This window comes from Legionella fairfieldensis ATCC 49588 (assembly GCF_000621525.1).
GTDB lineage: Bacteria > Pseudomonadota > Gammaproteobacteria > Legionellales > Legionellaceae > Tatlockia > Tatlockia fairfieldensis.
This window is the reverse complement of the sequence record NZ_JHYC01000007.1, coordinates 43,434-57,731: the sequence shown is the minus strand read 5'-3', so window position 1 is coordinate 57,731 and position 14,298 is coordinate 43,434. Positions and strand designations below refer to the sequence as shown.

Genomic DNA, 14,298 nt, shown 5'->3' with positions numbered 1-14,298 from the left:
CAAGATGAGTGTATAGAGTCAAACAAAATAAAATTTACTCAATACAAACTTGAGTCCCTGGCATGACCCAATCGGCTAATTCAATCAACTCTGCATTATGCATACGAATACAGCCTTTGGAACCCGGTTTACCTAATTCAACGGTATCAGGAGTACCATGGATATAAATATATCGCTGTAAACTGTCAACGCTTCCTCCTTTGTTACGACCTTCTTCCAGCCCCTCCAATTGGAGCACACGTGTTAAAATCCAATCACGCCCCGGGTACTGTATCGCCAATTCAGGAGAATAAATTTCTCCTGTCCATTGACGAGCAACAAATACGCTATTTATTGCAGCATCCAGACCTATGCACGAGTAGATGCGATGCCAGCCTCGGGGCGTACATTCGCTCCCCTGCTGTTCACCCAAACCATTTTTCCCTGTTGATATTTTATAAGATCGATACGCTTTATCATGATCAAAACAATGCATTATTTGCCGATTTGTATTAATGAAAATAAATTGCTTGTCAGCCGTTACTACTGTCATTGATCGCTACCGTTTTGACATTTACAAATTCCAGAATTCCTTCTCGAGACAATTCCCGGCCAAAACCCGAGCGTTTTATGCCCCCAAAAGGAACTCGGGGGTCAGAAGCCACCAAAGCATTTACAAAACAAGCCCCTGCTTCAAGTTCATCACGAGCAATTCGCTCTCCTCGGTCCAAATCACGAGTAAAAACAGCGGCCCCCAACCCATAATTGCTTTGATTTGCCAATTGAATTGCTTGCGCTTCATCTTCCGCTGAAATAACAGCAATTACCGGTCCAAATAGTTCCTCATCAAACGCTGGCATGCCTGGATGCACCTCGGTGAGTAAGGTAGGAGGATAATAAAAACCCTGTCGTTTTGGTATTTCACCGCCGGTAATTAATTGAGCACCCCGCTTTATACTGGTTAATACCTGTTGATGAAGCGTTTTTCGTAAATCACCGCGAGCCATCGGCCCCAGATTAGTATGTTCCTCACATGGGTCGCCCATTTTGTAGTCCGCCATCAGCGTTTTTATTTTTCTGATTAATTCATCATGCACGGATTTCAACACAATAATACGCTTTGCAGCAATACAAACCTGTCCGCAATTATTAAGTCGTGAAGTCACAATACATTCCGCCGCAAGATCCAGATCAGCATCTTCGAGTACCAGGTAAGGATCATTACCTCCCAGTTCAAGAACGGCTTTTTTTAAATAACTGGCTGCTTTAGCGGCAACAATAGAGCCTGCCTGCTCACTCCCTGTTAGAGTAATTGCCGCAATTTTCTCATTGGCAATGACCCAGGCTGCCAAATCATTATCCAGAATAAAATGCTGGAACAAATGCTCAGGAAAGCCTGCTTCAAGAAATAAATCCGCAATAACGTTACCTGTGCCAGTTGAACTGGATGCATGTTTTAAAATGGCAGCGTTTCCAGCCATAAGCGTGGGTATCGCAAAACGAAATACCTGCCAAAAAGGAAAATTCCACGGCATAATAGCAAATATGAGTCCCAATGGTTGATAACAAACCATTGTTTTTTTCATCTCGGTATGAATGATTCTTGGCTGTAAGTAACTCTCGGCATGCTCCGCGTAATGATCACAAATCCAAATACATTTTTCAATTTCCATACGTCCGGATTTTACTGGTTTCCCCATTTCAGTTGCCATTAACAAGGCAAAATCATCTTTTTTCTGTTTAAGTAACGTTGCTAAATTTAATATCAGTCGTTTACGCTGTGAAAAATCTGTTTTTTTCCATACGTTAAACGTTAAATTCCCTGCATCAATAAGAGCTGCTATTTGATTTTTATTGAATATCGTATAGTCCTTTATAACGGCTTCGGTTACTGGATTTATGGTATGGATAATCATTGTGCTGCTCGTGATATCTATTTTTCTCAGTTTAGCCTAATCAAATTGGGAAGCAAGCATTACCATAAAAGAGCCAAAAAACATTAAAAATATACAGTTAAATTTAATAAAAACAATAATCAATGAATTCTCGCTTGCCATTCTTGCGTAAGAGTTTTGATTGTTGTTACTATTTTACTAATTTATCATTTTCTTGTTTATGAGCAAATTAGGAATTCTATGACAAAAAAAATGCTGGCTTACCACCCTGCCCACTATCTCATTGCCTGGGCAGTGCATGCGTTTACAGCGAGCGCTGCGTGTTTTGGGATTCTGACTCTCATTAAAATTTATCAACATGACTATATCCAGGCGCTTTGGTTTATGGCTATAGCAGTTGTTATCGATGCGGTAGATGGTACTCTTGCAAGACTTGTGCGGGTAAAAAGCGTCCTGCCTAATATAGATGGCGCTTTGTTGGACAATATTGTTGATTATCTAAACTACGTTATTACGCCTTGCTTTTTTCTTTTTGCAAAACAAGACATGTTACCTCCCAATGGTCTGCTACCTGTCATTGTAGCGATCATTATTACTTCTTCCTATCAATTTTGCCAGGCTGATGCTAAAACTGCCGATCATTTTTTCAAAGGGTTTCCCTGTTATTGGAACATCGCCGTTTTTTATATGTTTATATTTAATACATCGATGACTACTAACATGTTAATTCTGTCTGTTTTATGTATTTTGATTTTTGTTCCTATCAAGTATGTCTATCCTTCTCGCCTTGATTATCTTACTGAATCCAAATCGCTAAAAATAATTATGCATAGTTTTTCATTAACTTATGGAATCAGCTCTGCCTTGGTGCTATGGAGTTATCCTAATACCGATTCCCTATGGTTAAGTTTATCAATGGGTTACGTAGTCATGTACCTGAGCCTTAGTATATATCGAACTTATTCTCCTATGCTCCGGTCAAAAATTGCTGCACATAGAGAAGAAACAGGAATTAGCCAGTAAAATTTGTGCTTCCAGTTCCCTTTTACCGGGGTTATCATTAAAATAGTGCGTCTTAAGTTATTTGTGGGGATCTTTATGTCTTTCTACAGGGCAACTGCGTCACTGTTTATGATTACTCTCTCTTTCTGTAGCATGGCCGCTACCAATAGTTTTCCACATGGTTGTGAGGTAACAGGTTTTGGCTTTGATCAAAATTATCTGATTCTAAATGATAATGGCGCCCAGTCCTTTTATCTGGTACAAAATCGAAGTAATAATCAAGTTGAATTACAACGTTATGAAACACGTGATGTGTTTATGAGTCCTCCACTGACTGCCAGATTGGACCCCTCTAATTGGGCCGCTTTTGCTTCTGATGTTGAAAATTTACATTTTCAATGCTTTATTAATGAAAGTGAAGGATTAACAAAAATAGATTGTCGTGATGTTTTAGAAGTATGTAAATATCCACGTGCCAAATTTGCATTAAGTAATATGGGCAACTACTGGGTAGCAACAAATAAAACTCAGTCACAGGTGATTAATGAGGCTACAAGCAAAGGAATTTACTTGCGTTGGTAAATAACAAAAATCTGAATAAGCTATTTATTCTCAGCGGGATTGTTGGCTCTTTTATATTACTTTTCGGGCTAACACAAAATCCCGCTCAAATTTACTATGTTATTGGTTCATCTCTGCTGTTGTTTACTGCCCTCTATTTTCAACTCATCTACTTTATTGCTCTTGAAATCATTTTGATTTCCGGCCATGGAGCAATCCTTTTGGGAATAGGTCCCGTTCTTCAATTAGCTTTACCTGTGCTTTTAACTATTCAATTATTATTGTTTTACTTTTTAAGTGGTCAGTTAAATAATTTATTTCTTTTGATTGGCATAGGAGGAATCGCTTTTCTTTCCATCGGCTTTTCTTATGAAAACCAATGGATATTTTTCTTTGGCAGTATTTCTATTGCTATTTATGCCGCATATTGTGTTTATAAAAAACAATTAATTGTTTTACTATGGGCTATTCTTAATACATTATTTGCTATCATGGCAATATTGAAATTAAATTTTCCATTCTGACCCAGAGAACACGTGGTTACTTTTAAATAAGGCCAATTTTCTTGGAATAGGCTTTATTTGAAACAATTATTATCTGTAACAAGGAGATTTTATGGCCAAGACCCCTTCTACCATGCTACCACTCGGGACTCACGCCCCTCAATTTTCTTTACCTGATGTTGTCAGTGGAAAAAACCTGGGCCTTAATAGTTCCACACAAGCAAAAGCTACAGTCATTATGTTTATCTGCAATCACTGCCCTTATGTGAAACACGTTAATAAGGAACTTACTCGATTAGCTCTTAACTACATGAGCAAAGGCGTGTATTTTTTAGCTATCAATTCCAATGATGTAGAAAAATATCCTGATGATTCGCCTGATAACATGAAAAAAACTGCCCTTCTTGAAGCGTATCCTTTTCCCTATCTTTATGATCAAACTCAAGAAGTAGCCAAGGCCTATCAGGCAGCCTGTACTCCTGATTTCTACGTGTTTGATGAGAATCTTAGCCTGGTATATCGCGGACAGCTAGACGACTCTCGTCCAGGCAATCAGATAGAGGTCACAGGTCATTCAATACGAGAAGCTTTAGATTGTGTATTATCTGGCCGGCCTCTTACTATTGAACAAAAACCAAGCCTGGGGTGTAATATTAAATGGAAAAATTAACACACTATAAATTAAGTTTTTATGTCCCCGAAAGCCATCTGGAAATTGTCAAGCAAGCTTTATTTACAGTGGGAGCAGGCAGACAAGGCAACTATGAGCAGACCTGTTGGCAATGCATGGGACAAGGGCAGTTTAAACCGCTTGCAGGAGCAAATCCTGCAATTGGTGAACGTAATGTTTTAACATACATTAACGAATATAAAGTAGAAATGATATGCGCAGCTCATTGCATTTTTGCGGCAGTTCAGGAATTAAAATCCAAACATCCTTATGAAGAACCAGCATATGATGTTGTACGCCTGGAAATGTTTTAAAGCTTAAAAGAACTTAATATATTTACGATTAGCTTGTTTTAGAGGTTTAGTTGCATTGTTCATTCAAAATTAGATACGTTATCCCCCAACTAATACAGTTAGTTTTGAAATGTAGTAGGTAATTTTAAACAACAAATACTTGCCTTAAAAAACAAGCGTGTTCATCCAATCACGTCATCTTGTTGATTATCTAACCCAGATTTTTTGTTCACTTATTTCTTTTTATCATTCCGATAATGTGAATTTTTGCCTGATTTATCCTCTGGATGCACCACATTATGTTCATCATGGCGACGTGCATCTTGTGATTCATCCTTGAATTTTTCGCGTTTCTTATCATGCGACATGACAGTCTCCTTGAATGATCTAAATACCACCCTAGGTTAAGATTAGGTGGGCTTTATTTAAAAAGCAAATTTGTAAGAATTAACAGTTTCAAAAATCATAAGCATTCACGGAATATGCAAATTTCCTTTTTGTAGAACTTGTTAGAAGAAGCGGTCCTTGAGTAACGATTTTCTTAGCCAGCTCATCAGTATTAAGGCGAGTAAGAGGACCTTTCCTCATTATTAAAATCATTTTTTTTCTTTGAAAAATTGATAAAATCAGATGATATATTCTTTTCAGAATAAGCTCCTGCGCGAATCAGTTTAGCAGCTAATAGATATTTTTTATTTGCCAGCATTAAATCCAGGGGACGATCGCCGTCAGAGTTTTTACTATTGATTAATTGATTAGCATTCTTTATTAACAACTCCACTACATGAGGATTATCTTGCTCTGCTGCCAAATGCAAGATTGTATTATTTTTTGTTCTGGTAATGTCAATCCCTTTATGTGACCCTAAATAGAGGTCATCATAACCATCGTCACCCGGATTTAATTTAATTTCACAATTATTCTCGCCATAATTCATGTTATTATCAAAAGTCATAGTATCAAGTAAATCCTTATTCACTACAAAAGAACAAGTTCTATCTAATTTGGTTTCTTGATTTTCAAGTAATAAAAGTATGATTTCCTCTTTACCATCGATGAGGGCAAGGTGTAGGGGAGTCAATGATTCGTAATACAATGGCAATGTATTATTCACTGATTCATCTACTGGCAAATTGACATTTATGTTGGAACATTCAAGTAAAATCCTGACACTTTCTTTATCATTACATAATATGGCGAAATGCAGTAAGCTTGCATTATCCAACCGATAAGTATTTAATGTGTTGTTAATTTCTTTGCGAAAAATATCACTTGTCAGATAATGCCTCAGGGCTAGATGATGCCGATTTCTTATTGCGCTGACTAAAAGACTAAAGGGCATACTTAGTGCGTTATTCCCTTCTGTAAAAATGGCTGGCTCTATTACCAGATTATTAACGCTAAGCCAACCTAATTTATCAATAATTTGATCAACACTGTTTTCGTCTGATATTACCTTAATGTCTTGCTCAGTTTGCGGTGAAAGTGCTGTACGTAATTTTTGCTTTCCTTTTACAGGGGTTTTTATCTCATTTGTTATTGACAATGCATTTCGATTAACAGAATCAACAGGAGGTGTCAATGAGAAAAGACCATTAATATCACGATAAATAAGAACACCGCCTCTCTTTTCTGCTTCCTTTCGCGCGATGTCAATTAATTTAACTTCATGATAAGAACATAGCCATTCCCCTAATAATTTTTTGAACTGTTTCATCTCTGATGTATGTGGCCTGGCATTTTTTAATTTACTTTTAAATTTATTATAAAGCTCTTTTGATAAACCATATTTATGAAGAAAACTCGTTTTGTATTCCTCTTTAAACGATGGGTATTTTGCAATATGTTTATAAAATACTCGTTGTTCTGGCAAATAAGATGGGAAACACGACTCACGTTCAGGAATAATTTCAAGCTCATCTTTCAATTTAATTTCTCCTGCACGGTTAAGAGAAACCAAATGGAGCGGCCCATCTTGCTTATAATCGGTAAGCGGATGTAAAGAAGCATAAATAACTCCCGAATAAGGTCTTTCTGCTCGACCATTGTCCTTCCACCGTGGTCGTAATCGAAAACTCTCATGCCCTTTGTACGGCTTGATACCATAGGCATATTTTGCTGAATGATAGGGAATATCTCCCATGGAAACAAAAGGATTCGAATCATTTAGTAGAATGTGTTTTAAAACAGGGTGTGTTTTAATTAATTGGTGGAAGCCATCATAATCTTGCGTGTAAATATTTTGAAGCAAATCCGCAAGATTAGAATAAGTATAACCATTATAACTATATGATTTTAGCTCGCGTAAAGTTAATAATATTTGCTTTAATAATTCGGCTTTATCAGTAACCTTGGCAGATTCTTGTTCCAGAGTAAGTATAGATTGGGTATAGCTTCTAAAAAAATTAATTTTATTAGATGCCATAACCGATGCGCTATACTGTGGTTTTCCCAGTTCTTTTTCATCTTGTCGATGAGCTTTTCGGCTTGGTTGGTTCCATTTTGTTGTTAAGTAAGTAATCCCACGGTATTCCGCTACATAAAATTTTGTATATTCAGCGTCCTTTTTATTCAGATCATCAATAGCCTGCATTATTGTTTTTGTGCTCAACAAGCTATTAAGTTCATTTAAATCCTTTTTAATTTTATCTTGATTTATTTTCTTCCCGTAATGTATTTCTGTCCTTTTCCCCAATTCAAATAAAGCAGATGCGCTCTTAAAATCTTTTAGCTCTCCTTTCTTATTTTCTTTATATTTTTTTTGATAAGTTAATTTCTCTACCTGAGCATATTTCAAATATTTATTTGTTTTTTTTATAATTTTATCTTTTTCTATATTATTAAGCTTGGAAAAATTACGTTCGTCATCCGAATCTGAGTCATCTGATAAATAGGAACCAAAAAAAGTATTTTTCTCCGTCTCCCTTTCCTCAATAAAACGCTCATAATAATTTTTACCTTTATAGAGAAATTGCTGGTCTAACATTTCAATGTATTGTCTGATTGTGGAGCATGGTATTTGCATCCAATCATGGCGATTAGCTTCATATAATAGAGTTGTAATGAGCCTGTTAATAAGATCGGAGGCTGAAATGCAATTCGATTTTTCAATAAATTTATGTTTAATTGCAAGGGTTTCGATAAGTAGTTCCATTAATGCGCTTGGAGCAGGAAAATCTGTATTGATTTTATGAGCAACAGTCAACGAATCATCACCTGCTTTGTTAACTGCTTCAATATCAGCGCCATTTAATATTAAGAATTTCGCAATTTCAATGTTGTTACATGATATGGCAATTATAAGAGGAGTACATTGCTTTTCATCTCTCGAATCAACGTGAATACCCTCTTCCAGGCATTTTTTTACTTCTTTTAAGTTATTATTTTGAATCGCCTTAAACAACTTTTCAACCTGCATAAAACCTTTACTCCAAAATTTTTAGACGATTCCGTTCCAGTATATATCTGCCGGCACAGTTTAGTCTTGAACTCTGGATAATATAATTTATTATCCAAAAGATTTTTATTATACAAATAATTTCTTTTTTATCCAATTTTCATATCGTTTCTTGAAAGAGTTTGAAATCCTACGGCATGAAAACATACGCTCTCCTTAACAAAAGAACGAAATTTTTAACCCTTAATCACCTTAGGACTAAGGTTAGAAAAAGAAAAAACTAAAAACAATGAATTATATGGAGACAGGGAGATCAGGTACAAGTTTATACTTACGATAACTCACTTCTAATTTAATTATGGTTGATTCTTGTCTACTGGCGGTTGATTAGCAGGTGGTGGATTAACCATATCGGGTATTGGTGTATGGGCACTTTTTGCTTTGGTTTCCGTTCCTGTATCCTGTGTGGGTACCGTATCAAGACCACCTGTAGGATAGCTAGTGGTACCACTGTCACTACCTGTAGTAGGATGAGCGTCCTGGAAAGCAAATATAAAAAAGGGCTTTGCTTCAAACCAATTTGCATTAACGTTTGCCCATGTTAAATTAGCCATGAGTAGGCCAAATAGAAGTATAGCTTTATTCATAATAATCCTTTTATTAAACTCAGCCTTAATCATAGTAAGCTGAATAATTAAAAAAAGAAATATTTTTTATTTTTGTTGAATGTCGCTTCCAATAATTTAAACCGGTTTTTGGATACGTTGGATGCGAAATGTTGAAATTAAGAGAGGTATCTATGGGATGGATTATAAGAATATTACTCGCTCTCGCAGGTAGCATTGCTGGCTGGTTTGCTGCTCCCGATGCTCTTAATTTTGACATTATTAAAATGGTTATTGCCGTTATTCTTTTTACATTAATTCTGTTAATAAGCGCTTTCTGGACAAATCTGCTTGATTGGTTCAAACGCTTAAGAAATAAATACAAAGATTAGCAAGAGTTAGAATGCTTTGTTATTTTAAAACAACGATAAAAATTAGTGGTTGTCTGTTCAGCAATTTCCTCAAAACTGACTTGACGCAACTCACTTAAGCCTTTTGCAACATATTTAACAAGAGCAGGATGATTTTGCTTACCGCGATAAGGTACAGGGGCAAGATAAGGGGAGTCTGTTTCAATTAAAAGGCGATCTTCAGGTATTTTTTTAGCAACTTCCTGTAGAGCAACCGCATTTTTAAACGTAACAATACCAGAAAGAGAGATATAAAAATTCATATCTAAAGCACGTCGTGCTATATCCCAATCTTCGGCAAAACAATGCATTACACCACCTATATCATAGGCTTTTTCCTCCTTCATTAATAACAACGTATCTTCAGCAGCTTGTCGAGTATGAATAATTAAGGGTTTTGCTGACCCCAGAGCCGCCTGAATATGAGCACGAAAACGTTCCCTCTGATGTTCCTGTATCTTTGCAGTTTCTGTACGATAGTAATCAAGCCCGGTTTCACCTATCGCAATACAGGCTGGATGTTTAGCCAAGTCAATAAGCGTGGAAACATCAGGTTCCTTCGTAATTTCACTATTTGGATGCAAACCCACAGAAATACTGATTGAAGGATACGTTTCAGCAAGCTGGCGAAGGGTTGGATAATCATCCAGTTCAACACAAACAGAAAGAAGATGCTGCACATCATTCTCCCTCGCTTGAGCGATTACATTGCTCATATTGTTATCAAAATGGGTCAAATCAATGGATTGAAGGTGACAATGAGAATCTACAAGCATGATAGAAAAATATTAAAGTAATTTAATCTCATTTTAGCATGAAATGGGGCAGGTTCTAAGGTGAATTAAACCTGGTTGGTGAAATAACAGGAGTATTATAAACTCGAAACCATTATTAGTTAGGAGCGAGTTTATATCCAAGCAACAAATTTTCCAACACCAATGTCTGATTTAAACTAATATTCTGTTGTACTCTTTTATTTATTGTATTGATCTGATCAAGCTGATTAAATAAGCTAACTGGCTGAAAATGCCGGGTCAAGCGATAGACTTGTTCTGTCCATTCTTTTTCATAATGACGACCACTTAACCAATAAGCTATCATTTGAGAAGTGAGCAAATAAAGAAGCCATAATAAATTACCAAGATCATACGCAGACCATTTTTGAGCCAGACGACAGACCGATAATTCATTGGTTTTAAGAGCCATCAAATCCTGTACTATTTCAAAAAGGTGATTAAAAAATATCTTTTTACTACTTTCGGCAGGATACCCTTCTGCTGTTGTTAAATAATCCGCCTGTAATCTGTCTCCGCCTGGAAAGCGCCACTGTTGGCAACGACTGATAATTGTTGCAGGTAAAGTACTTATTTGCTCCGCAAGTAAAAGAAAAAGGACATTGACAGGCGGCTCCTCAAGAAGCTTTAGTAAAGCATTAGCAGCCGCAACATTCATTTTTTCTGCAGGGTGAATAATTATGATACGTCTTTTAGCCAATTGAGGAGAGGTAAAAGCAATAAAATGTAAATCACGGATTTGATCGATTTTGATGATACTGCCTGATTGCTCAGGCTCAATGAGGTAGATATCAGGATGCTCTTTCTTTTGCACTAATCGACAGGATTTGCACTGTCCACAAGCCATCTTCTCTTGGGGACAAAATAATTCTTCCGCTATTTTGTAAGAAAAATTGAGCAAATCCTCAGCAAAAGGCCCTGTTAGCAACAAAGCATGGGGTAAACGATTCATTGCCATAACCGTTTGAAATCGTTCCCATAATAAATGATAAGCGGGTTTTGATTTCATAATATCAGGTAAGTAGATGATTAGAAAGAAACGCTTTCAGTGCCATTAGTAGCGATCTCTGTACCGTTTGAAGTGATTCGCTGGCATCAATACAAACTACATTATCCATGGTTCGAATCAACTGATGATAACTATCATAGACTTCTTTGAAAAAAACCAGAGACTCTTGTTCAATTCTATCTTTTTTACCTCTTATTTGTACTCGCTGAAGCCCTTGTTCTGGATTCAAATCTAAAAAAAGAATCAAATCCGGTTTAAAATCCTGTAAACAAAATTGTGATAAATCAGCAAGTATTTTTTTATCCAGATGCCTGCCTCCGCCCTGATAAGCAAAAGTAGATAATTCAAATCGATCCGCTATTACCCAACAACCTCTATCCAGAGCAGGGCGAATAATTCGCTCAACCAACTGAATTCTGGCTGCATAGAGTAATAATAATTCAGCACGGTAATCAAGGCTTTCTTCTGCAATATTATCCTTGATCAAAGTACGAATAACTTCCCCAACACGTGTGCCGCCTGGTTCGCGTGTTATTATAACTTCGGGAGTATATTCACTGAGATACTGTTTAATGGTTTGTATTGCTGTCGATTTACCCGCCCCTTCAAGACCTTCCACAACAATAAAGCGTCCTCGCCTGACTGTCATAGTCCCTCCTTTTGATAACGTGTAATCGCTTCTCTTTGTTCCTCATAAGTGGCAGAAAAATGATGAGAACCATCTCCTTTAGCAACAAAATAAAGATAATTTGTTGTTAAAGGATGTGCAGCAGCTTCAATAGCTGCTTTTCCAACCATAGCAATAGGCGTTGGAGGTAAACCACGATAGCGATAAGTATTATAAGGGGAATCCACACTCATATTTTCGTGAGTTAATTTGCCTGTATAACTTGGTCCAAGGGCATAAATAACCGTTGGGTCCATTTGTAGAGGCATATTTTTTTTAATACGGTTAATAATTACCCCGGCAATTATTCTTTTTTCTTCATTTAAAGAGGTTTCTTTTTCCAAAATGGAAGCTGCAACAAGCAATTCATAAGAGGATTTATAGGGTAAATCGGGATTTCTATTTTGCCAGCTATAATTGAGAAACTGTTCCAATTTTTGATGAGCAAGCTGTAATAGAGGTTTAGCATCGCTACCTCCATTATAATTATAAGTATCCGCTAATAATAACCCTTCCGGGTTTGGATATTTGTCTGTAATAAATTGCCAATCGGTAGCGTTATATTTTAAAAAAGGAGCCTGTTTCAGATCGGCTACTATCTGGTTTAGAGTAGTCCCTTCGATAATACGAAAAGACTCTACCAGTACTTTCCCTTTTACCACCTGATCAAGAAACTCAGCAACTGATTGACCTGGTACAATTTGATAAATACCGGCTTTTAGACGATTGGCTATCCCTTCCAGTCTGATAATAGTAAGTAATAAACGACTGGAGCGAATCAATTGCTTTTTTTTCAACCTATGGACGAAAACAGACGCTGAAGTATTTTTATCAACGACAATTATAACAGGTGCACTGGTCTGGGCTAGCATCGGTCTGGTTAAGGTATCGTAAATCTTATAACCAATTACTAAAAACAACCCTGAAACGGCTATCAGACAACTGAGTAAAAAAAGCTTAATCCATTGCCTCTGCATTTAAACACGCTTAAACAATAAACTTCCATTAGTACCCCCGAAACCCAGTGAATTACTTAACACATAATCAATTTGGCGTTGCTGGGGTTTATGTGCTACATAATTCAAATCACAGCCTTCATCGGGATTGTCGAGATTAATAGTAGGCGGCGCTATCTGATCTCTGATTGCGAGAATGCTAAAAATAGCTTCAACAGCACCCGCGGCTCCCAATAAGTGGCCTGTCATGGATTTAGTCGAGCTAATTGCCAGCTTATAAGCATGTTCTTTGAAAATACGCTTCACTGCTTTTGTTTCATTCATATCATTAAGGTAAGTAGACGTGCCGTGTGCATTGATGTAATCCACTGCATCAGGAGTAAGACCAGCATCATTAATGGCAGCCATCATGGCGCGTGACGCTCCATCAGCATCTTCGTCCGGAGCTGTGATATGATAAGCATCACCTGACATACCAAATCCAACCAACTCTGCGTAAATTTTTGCTCCACGGGCTTTGGCATGTTCATAGTCTTCCAATACCAGAATACCTGCACCCTCACCCATAACAAAACCGTCCCGATCTTTATCCCAGGGTCTTGATGCTTTTTCAGGAGCATCGTTGCGCTTTGATAAGGATCGTACAGCAGAAAAACCGGCAAGACACAAAGGAGTCAATGTCATTTCTGCCCCTCCACAAACCATTACATCGGCATCACCGTATGCAATCATTCGTCCTGCCAAACCAATATTATGAGTACCGGTTGTGCAAGCAGTAACTACAGAAATATTAGGACCTTTTAACTGGTGTTTAATCGAAATTTGTCCAGCTACCATATTAATAATTCCAGCAGGAATAAAAAATGGCGATACTTTTCGCGGGCCTCCAGCAACCAGTTTGTCCTGATTATTGGTAATGGTCTCAATGCCACCAATGCCCGCACCTACCGCTACACCCGCACGACAGGAAAGTGATTCATTAATTACCAGTCCTGAATTAGCCAACGCTTCTTCGGCAGCCACGACTCCATATTGTGTAAACATATCCATTTTTCGAGCATCTTTAAGCGGAACGTGCTCTTCAATGTTGAAATTTTTAACCTTAGCCCAAATTTTAGTCGGGTAATCTGTTGTGTCAAAGCCTTCAACCAGACTTACACCACTTTTACCTTCTAAAATATTGTGCCAGGTTTGTTCTACATTCAGACCAACAGGAGTAACCATACCCATGCCAGTAACAACAACACGCCGCTTACTCAAAGAATACTCCTCAAAGCTCTATCAGGCTTCTTCTTTATTAAGATTTGATTCAATATAGTCGATCGCTTCTTGAATGGTGGTAATTTTTTCTGCTTTCTCATCAGGGATTTCAGTTTCAAACTCTTCTTCCAAAGCCATTACCAATTCAACAGTATCCAGCGAGTCTGCGCCCAAGTCATCAACGAAGGAGGCATTATCTTTCAATTCCTCTTCATTGACACCTAATTGCTCTGCAACAATTTTGCGAACTCGTTCTTTAACTGTACTCATAACTTGTATTCCTCTTGATTAAAAAAT

General features: G+C 37.3%; 17 protein-coding genes. 6 read left to right on the top strand and 11 right to left on the bottom strand.

Features of this window, described 5'->3' with window-relative positions; translation table 11 throughout:
* Positions 1 to 34: 34 nt before the first annotated feature.
* Positions 35 to 532 (bottom strand): L,D-transpeptidase, encoded by a 498-nt coding sequence (locus tag T345_RS0101960; RefSeq protein ID WP_035917968.1) that lies wholly within the window; start codon positions 530 to 532, stop codon positions 35 to 37.
* Positions 513 to 1,895 carry an NAD-dependent succinate-semialdehyde dehydrogenase gene (locus tag T345_RS0101955; RefSeq protein WP_028387861.1) on the bottom strand — a complete coding sequence of 461 codons (1,383 nt, stop codon included), beginning with the start codon at positions 1,893 to 1,895 and terminating at the stop codon, positions 513 to 515. Before T345_RS0101955 ends, T345_RS0101960 begins: the two co-directional genes overlap by 20 nt.
* Before the next feature lie 219 nt (positions 1,896 to 2,114).
* Between T345_RS0101955 and pcsA the strand changes: the two genes are divergently transcribed.
* From pcsA to T345_RS0101925, 5 genes are all read left to right on the top strand, one after another.
* Positions 2,115 to 2,897, top strand: a complete 783-nt coding sequence (gene pcsA / locus T345_RS0101945) for a phosphatidylcholine synthase (RefSeq protein WP_035917965.1) — start codon at positions 2,115 to 2,117, stop codon at positions 2,895 to 2,897.
* A 75-nt stretch (positions 2,898 to 2,972) separates the two neighbouring features.
* A complete protein-coding gene (locus tag T345_RS0101940; protein ID WP_028387859.1) occupies positions 2,973 to 3,458 on the top strand; it encodes a hypothetical protein in 486 nt (161 codons plus the stop codon).
* Entirely contained in the window at positions 3,452 to 3,961 is a 510-nt protein-coding gene (locus tag T345_RS0101935) for a hypothetical protein (RefSeq protein ID WP_242604557.1), read from the top strand. Before T345_RS0101940 ends, T345_RS0101935 begins: the two co-directional genes overlap by 7 nt.
* Positions 3,962 to 4,052: 91 nt before the next feature.
* Positions 4,053 to 4,610, top strand: a complete 558-nt coding sequence (locus T345_RS0101930) for a thioredoxin family protein (protein WP_028387857.1) — start codon at positions 4,053 to 4,055, stop codon at positions 4,608 to 4,610.
* Positions 4,598 to 4,924 carry a YqfO family protein gene (locus T345_RS0101925; protein ID WP_028387856.1) on the top strand — a complete coding sequence of 109 codons (327 nt, stop codon included), beginning with the start codon at positions 4,598 to 4,600 and terminating at the stop codon, positions 4,922 to 4,924. The genes T345_RS0101930 and T345_RS0101925 overlap by 13 nt, the downstream gene beginning before the upstream one ends.
* 212 nt (positions 4,925 to 5,136) lie before the next feature.
* Here T345_RS0101925 and T345_RS15505 read toward each other — a convergent pair whose 3' ends face one another.
* The 3 genes from T345_RS15505 to T345_RS0101910 all read right to left on the bottom strand — a co-directional run bounded on the left by T345_RS15505 (position 5,137) and on the right by T345_RS0101910 (position 8,947).
* Positions 5,137 to 5,271 carry a hypothetical protein gene (locus T345_RS15505; RefSeq protein ID WP_278044083.1) on the bottom strand — a complete coding sequence of 45 codons (135 nt, stop codon included), beginning with the start codon at positions 5,269 to 5,271 and terminating at the stop codon, positions 5,137 to 5,139.
* Positions 5,272 to 5,462: 191 nt separating this feature from the next.
* Positions 5,463 to 8,321, bottom strand: a complete 2,859-nt coding sequence (locus tag T345_RS0101915) for an ankyrin repeat domain-containing protein (protein ID WP_028387855.1) — start codon at positions 8,319 to 8,321, stop codon at positions 5,463 to 5,465.
* A gap of 335 nt (positions 8,322 to 8,656) precedes the next feature.
* Positions 8,657 to 8,947, bottom strand: a complete 291-nt coding sequence (locus T345_RS0101910; protein WP_028387854.1) for a hypothetical protein — start codon at positions 8,945 to 8,947, stop codon at positions 8,657 to 8,659.
* A gap of 128 nt (positions 8,948 to 9,075) precedes the next feature.
* On the opposite strand from T345_RS0101910, the gene T345_RS0101905 reads away from it, so the two are divergent.
* Entirely contained in the window at positions 9,076 to 9,297 is a 222-nt protein-coding gene (locus tag T345_RS0101905) for a hypothetical protein (RefSeq protein ID WP_242604558.1), read from the top strand.
* Here the strand turns inward: T345_RS0101905 and T345_RS0101900 are convergent.
* The 6 genes from T345_RS0101900 to acpP form a co-directional block, all read right to left on the bottom strand.
* Positions 9,294 to 10,091, bottom strand: coding sequence for a TatD family hydrolase (locus T345_RS0101900; RefSeq protein WP_028387852.1), 798 nt, complete (start codon positions 10,089 to 10,091; stop codon positions 9,294 to 9,296). The two genes, T345_RS0101905 and T345_RS0101900, sit on opposite strands and share 4 nt — an antisense overlap.
* Before the next feature lie 115 nt (positions 10,092 to 10,206).
* The gene (locus tag T345_RS14475; protein WP_051555084.1) at positions 10,207 to 11,118 is read right to left on the bottom strand and encodes a DNA polymerase III subunit delta' C-terminal domain-containing protein; all 912 of its coding nucleotides are present in this window, start codon (positions 11,116 to 11,118) and stop codon (positions 10,207 to 10,209) included.
* A 4-nt stretch (positions 11,119 to 11,122) separates the two neighbouring features.
* A complete protein-coding gene (tmk, locus tag T345_RS0101890) occupies positions 11,123 to 11,767 on the bottom strand; it encodes a dTMP kinase (protein ID WP_028387851.1) in 645 nt (214 codons plus the stop codon).
* On the bottom strand, positions 11,764 to 12,762 hold the full coding sequence (gene mltG, locus T345_RS0101885) for an endolytic transglycosylase MltG (protein WP_028387850.1): 999 nt from the start codon (positions 12,760 to 12,762) through the stop codon (positions 11,764 to 11,766). Before mltG ends, tmk begins: the two co-directional genes overlap by 4 nt.
* The gene (gene fabF, locus T345_RS0101880) at positions 12,763 to 14,001 is read right to left on the bottom strand and encodes a beta-ketoacyl-ACP synthase II (RefSeq protein WP_028387849.1); all 1,239 of its coding nucleotides are present in this window, start codon (positions 13,999 to 14,001) and stop codon (positions 12,763 to 12,765) included.
* Positions 14,002 to 14,022: 21 nt separating this feature from the next.
* Positions 14,023 to 14,271 carry an acyl carrier protein gene (gene acpP / locus T345_RS0101875; protein ID WP_028387848.1) on the bottom strand — a complete coding sequence of 83 codons (249 nt, stop codon included), beginning with the start codon at positions 14,269 to 14,271 and terminating at the stop codon, positions 14,023 to 14,025.
* Positions 14,272 to 14,298: the final 27 nt, after the last annotated feature.

Excerpts from the sequence above, each read along its gene's own strand:
- T345_RS0101960 (WP_035917968.1), bottom strand. The coding sequence starts at position 532 with ATGACAGTAGTAACGGCTGACAAGCAATTTATTTTCATTAATACAAAT.
- T345_RS0101955 (WP_028387861.1), bottom strand. The coding sequence starts at position 1,895 with ATGATTATCCATACCATAAATCCAGTAACCGAAGCCGTTATAAAGGAC.
- pcsA (WP_035917965.1), top strand. The coding sequence starts at position 2,115 with ATGACAAAAAAAATGCTGGCTTACCACCCTGCCCACTATCTCATTGCC.
- T345_RS0101940 (WP_028387859.1), top strand. The coding sequence starts at position 2,973 with ATGTCTTTCTACAGGGCAACTGCGTCACTGTTTATGATTACTCTCTCT.
- T345_RS0101930 (WP_028387857.1), top strand. The coding sequence starts at position 4,053 with ATGGCCAAGACCCCTTCTACCATGCTACCACTCGGGACTCACGCCCCT.
- T345_RS0101925 (WP_028387856.1), top strand. The coding sequence starts at position 4,598 with ATGGAAAAATTAACACACTATAAATTAAGTTTTTATGTCCCCGAAAGC.
- T345_RS15505 (WP_278044083.1), bottom strand. The coding sequence starts at position 5,271 with ATGTCGCATGATAAGAAACGCGAAAAATTCAAGGATGAATCACAAGAT.
- T345_RS0101915 (WP_028387855.1), bottom strand. The coding sequence starts at position 8,321 with ATGCAGGTTGAAAAGTTGTTTAAGGCGATTCAAAATAATAACTTAAAA.
- T345_RS0101910 (WP_028387854.1), bottom strand. The coding sequence starts at position 8,947 with ATGAATAAAGCTATACTTCTATTTGGCCTACTCATGGCTAATTTAACA.
- T345_RS0101905 (WP_242604558.1), top strand. The coding sequence starts at position 9,076 with ATGTTGAAATTAAGAGAGGTATCTATGGGATGGATTATAAGAATATTA.
- T345_RS0101900 (WP_028387852.1), bottom strand. The coding sequence starts at position 10,091 with ATGCTTGTAGATTCTCATTGTCACCTTCAATCCATTGATTTGACCCAT.
- T345_RS14475 (WP_051555084.1), bottom strand. The coding sequence starts at position 11,118 with ATGAAATCAAAACCCGCTTATCATTTATTATGGGAACGATTTCAAACG.
- tmk (WP_028387851.1), bottom strand. The coding sequence starts at position 11,767 with ATGACAGTCAGGCGAGGACGCTTTATTGTTGTGGAAGGTCTTGAAGGG.
- mltG (WP_028387850.1), bottom strand. The coding sequence starts at position 12,762 with ATGCAGAGGCAATGGATTAAGCTTTTTTTACTCAGTTGTCTGATAGCC.
- acpP (WP_028387848.1), bottom strand. The coding sequence starts at position 14,271 with ATGAGTACAGTTAAAGAACGAGTTCGCAAAATTGTTGCAGAGCAATTA.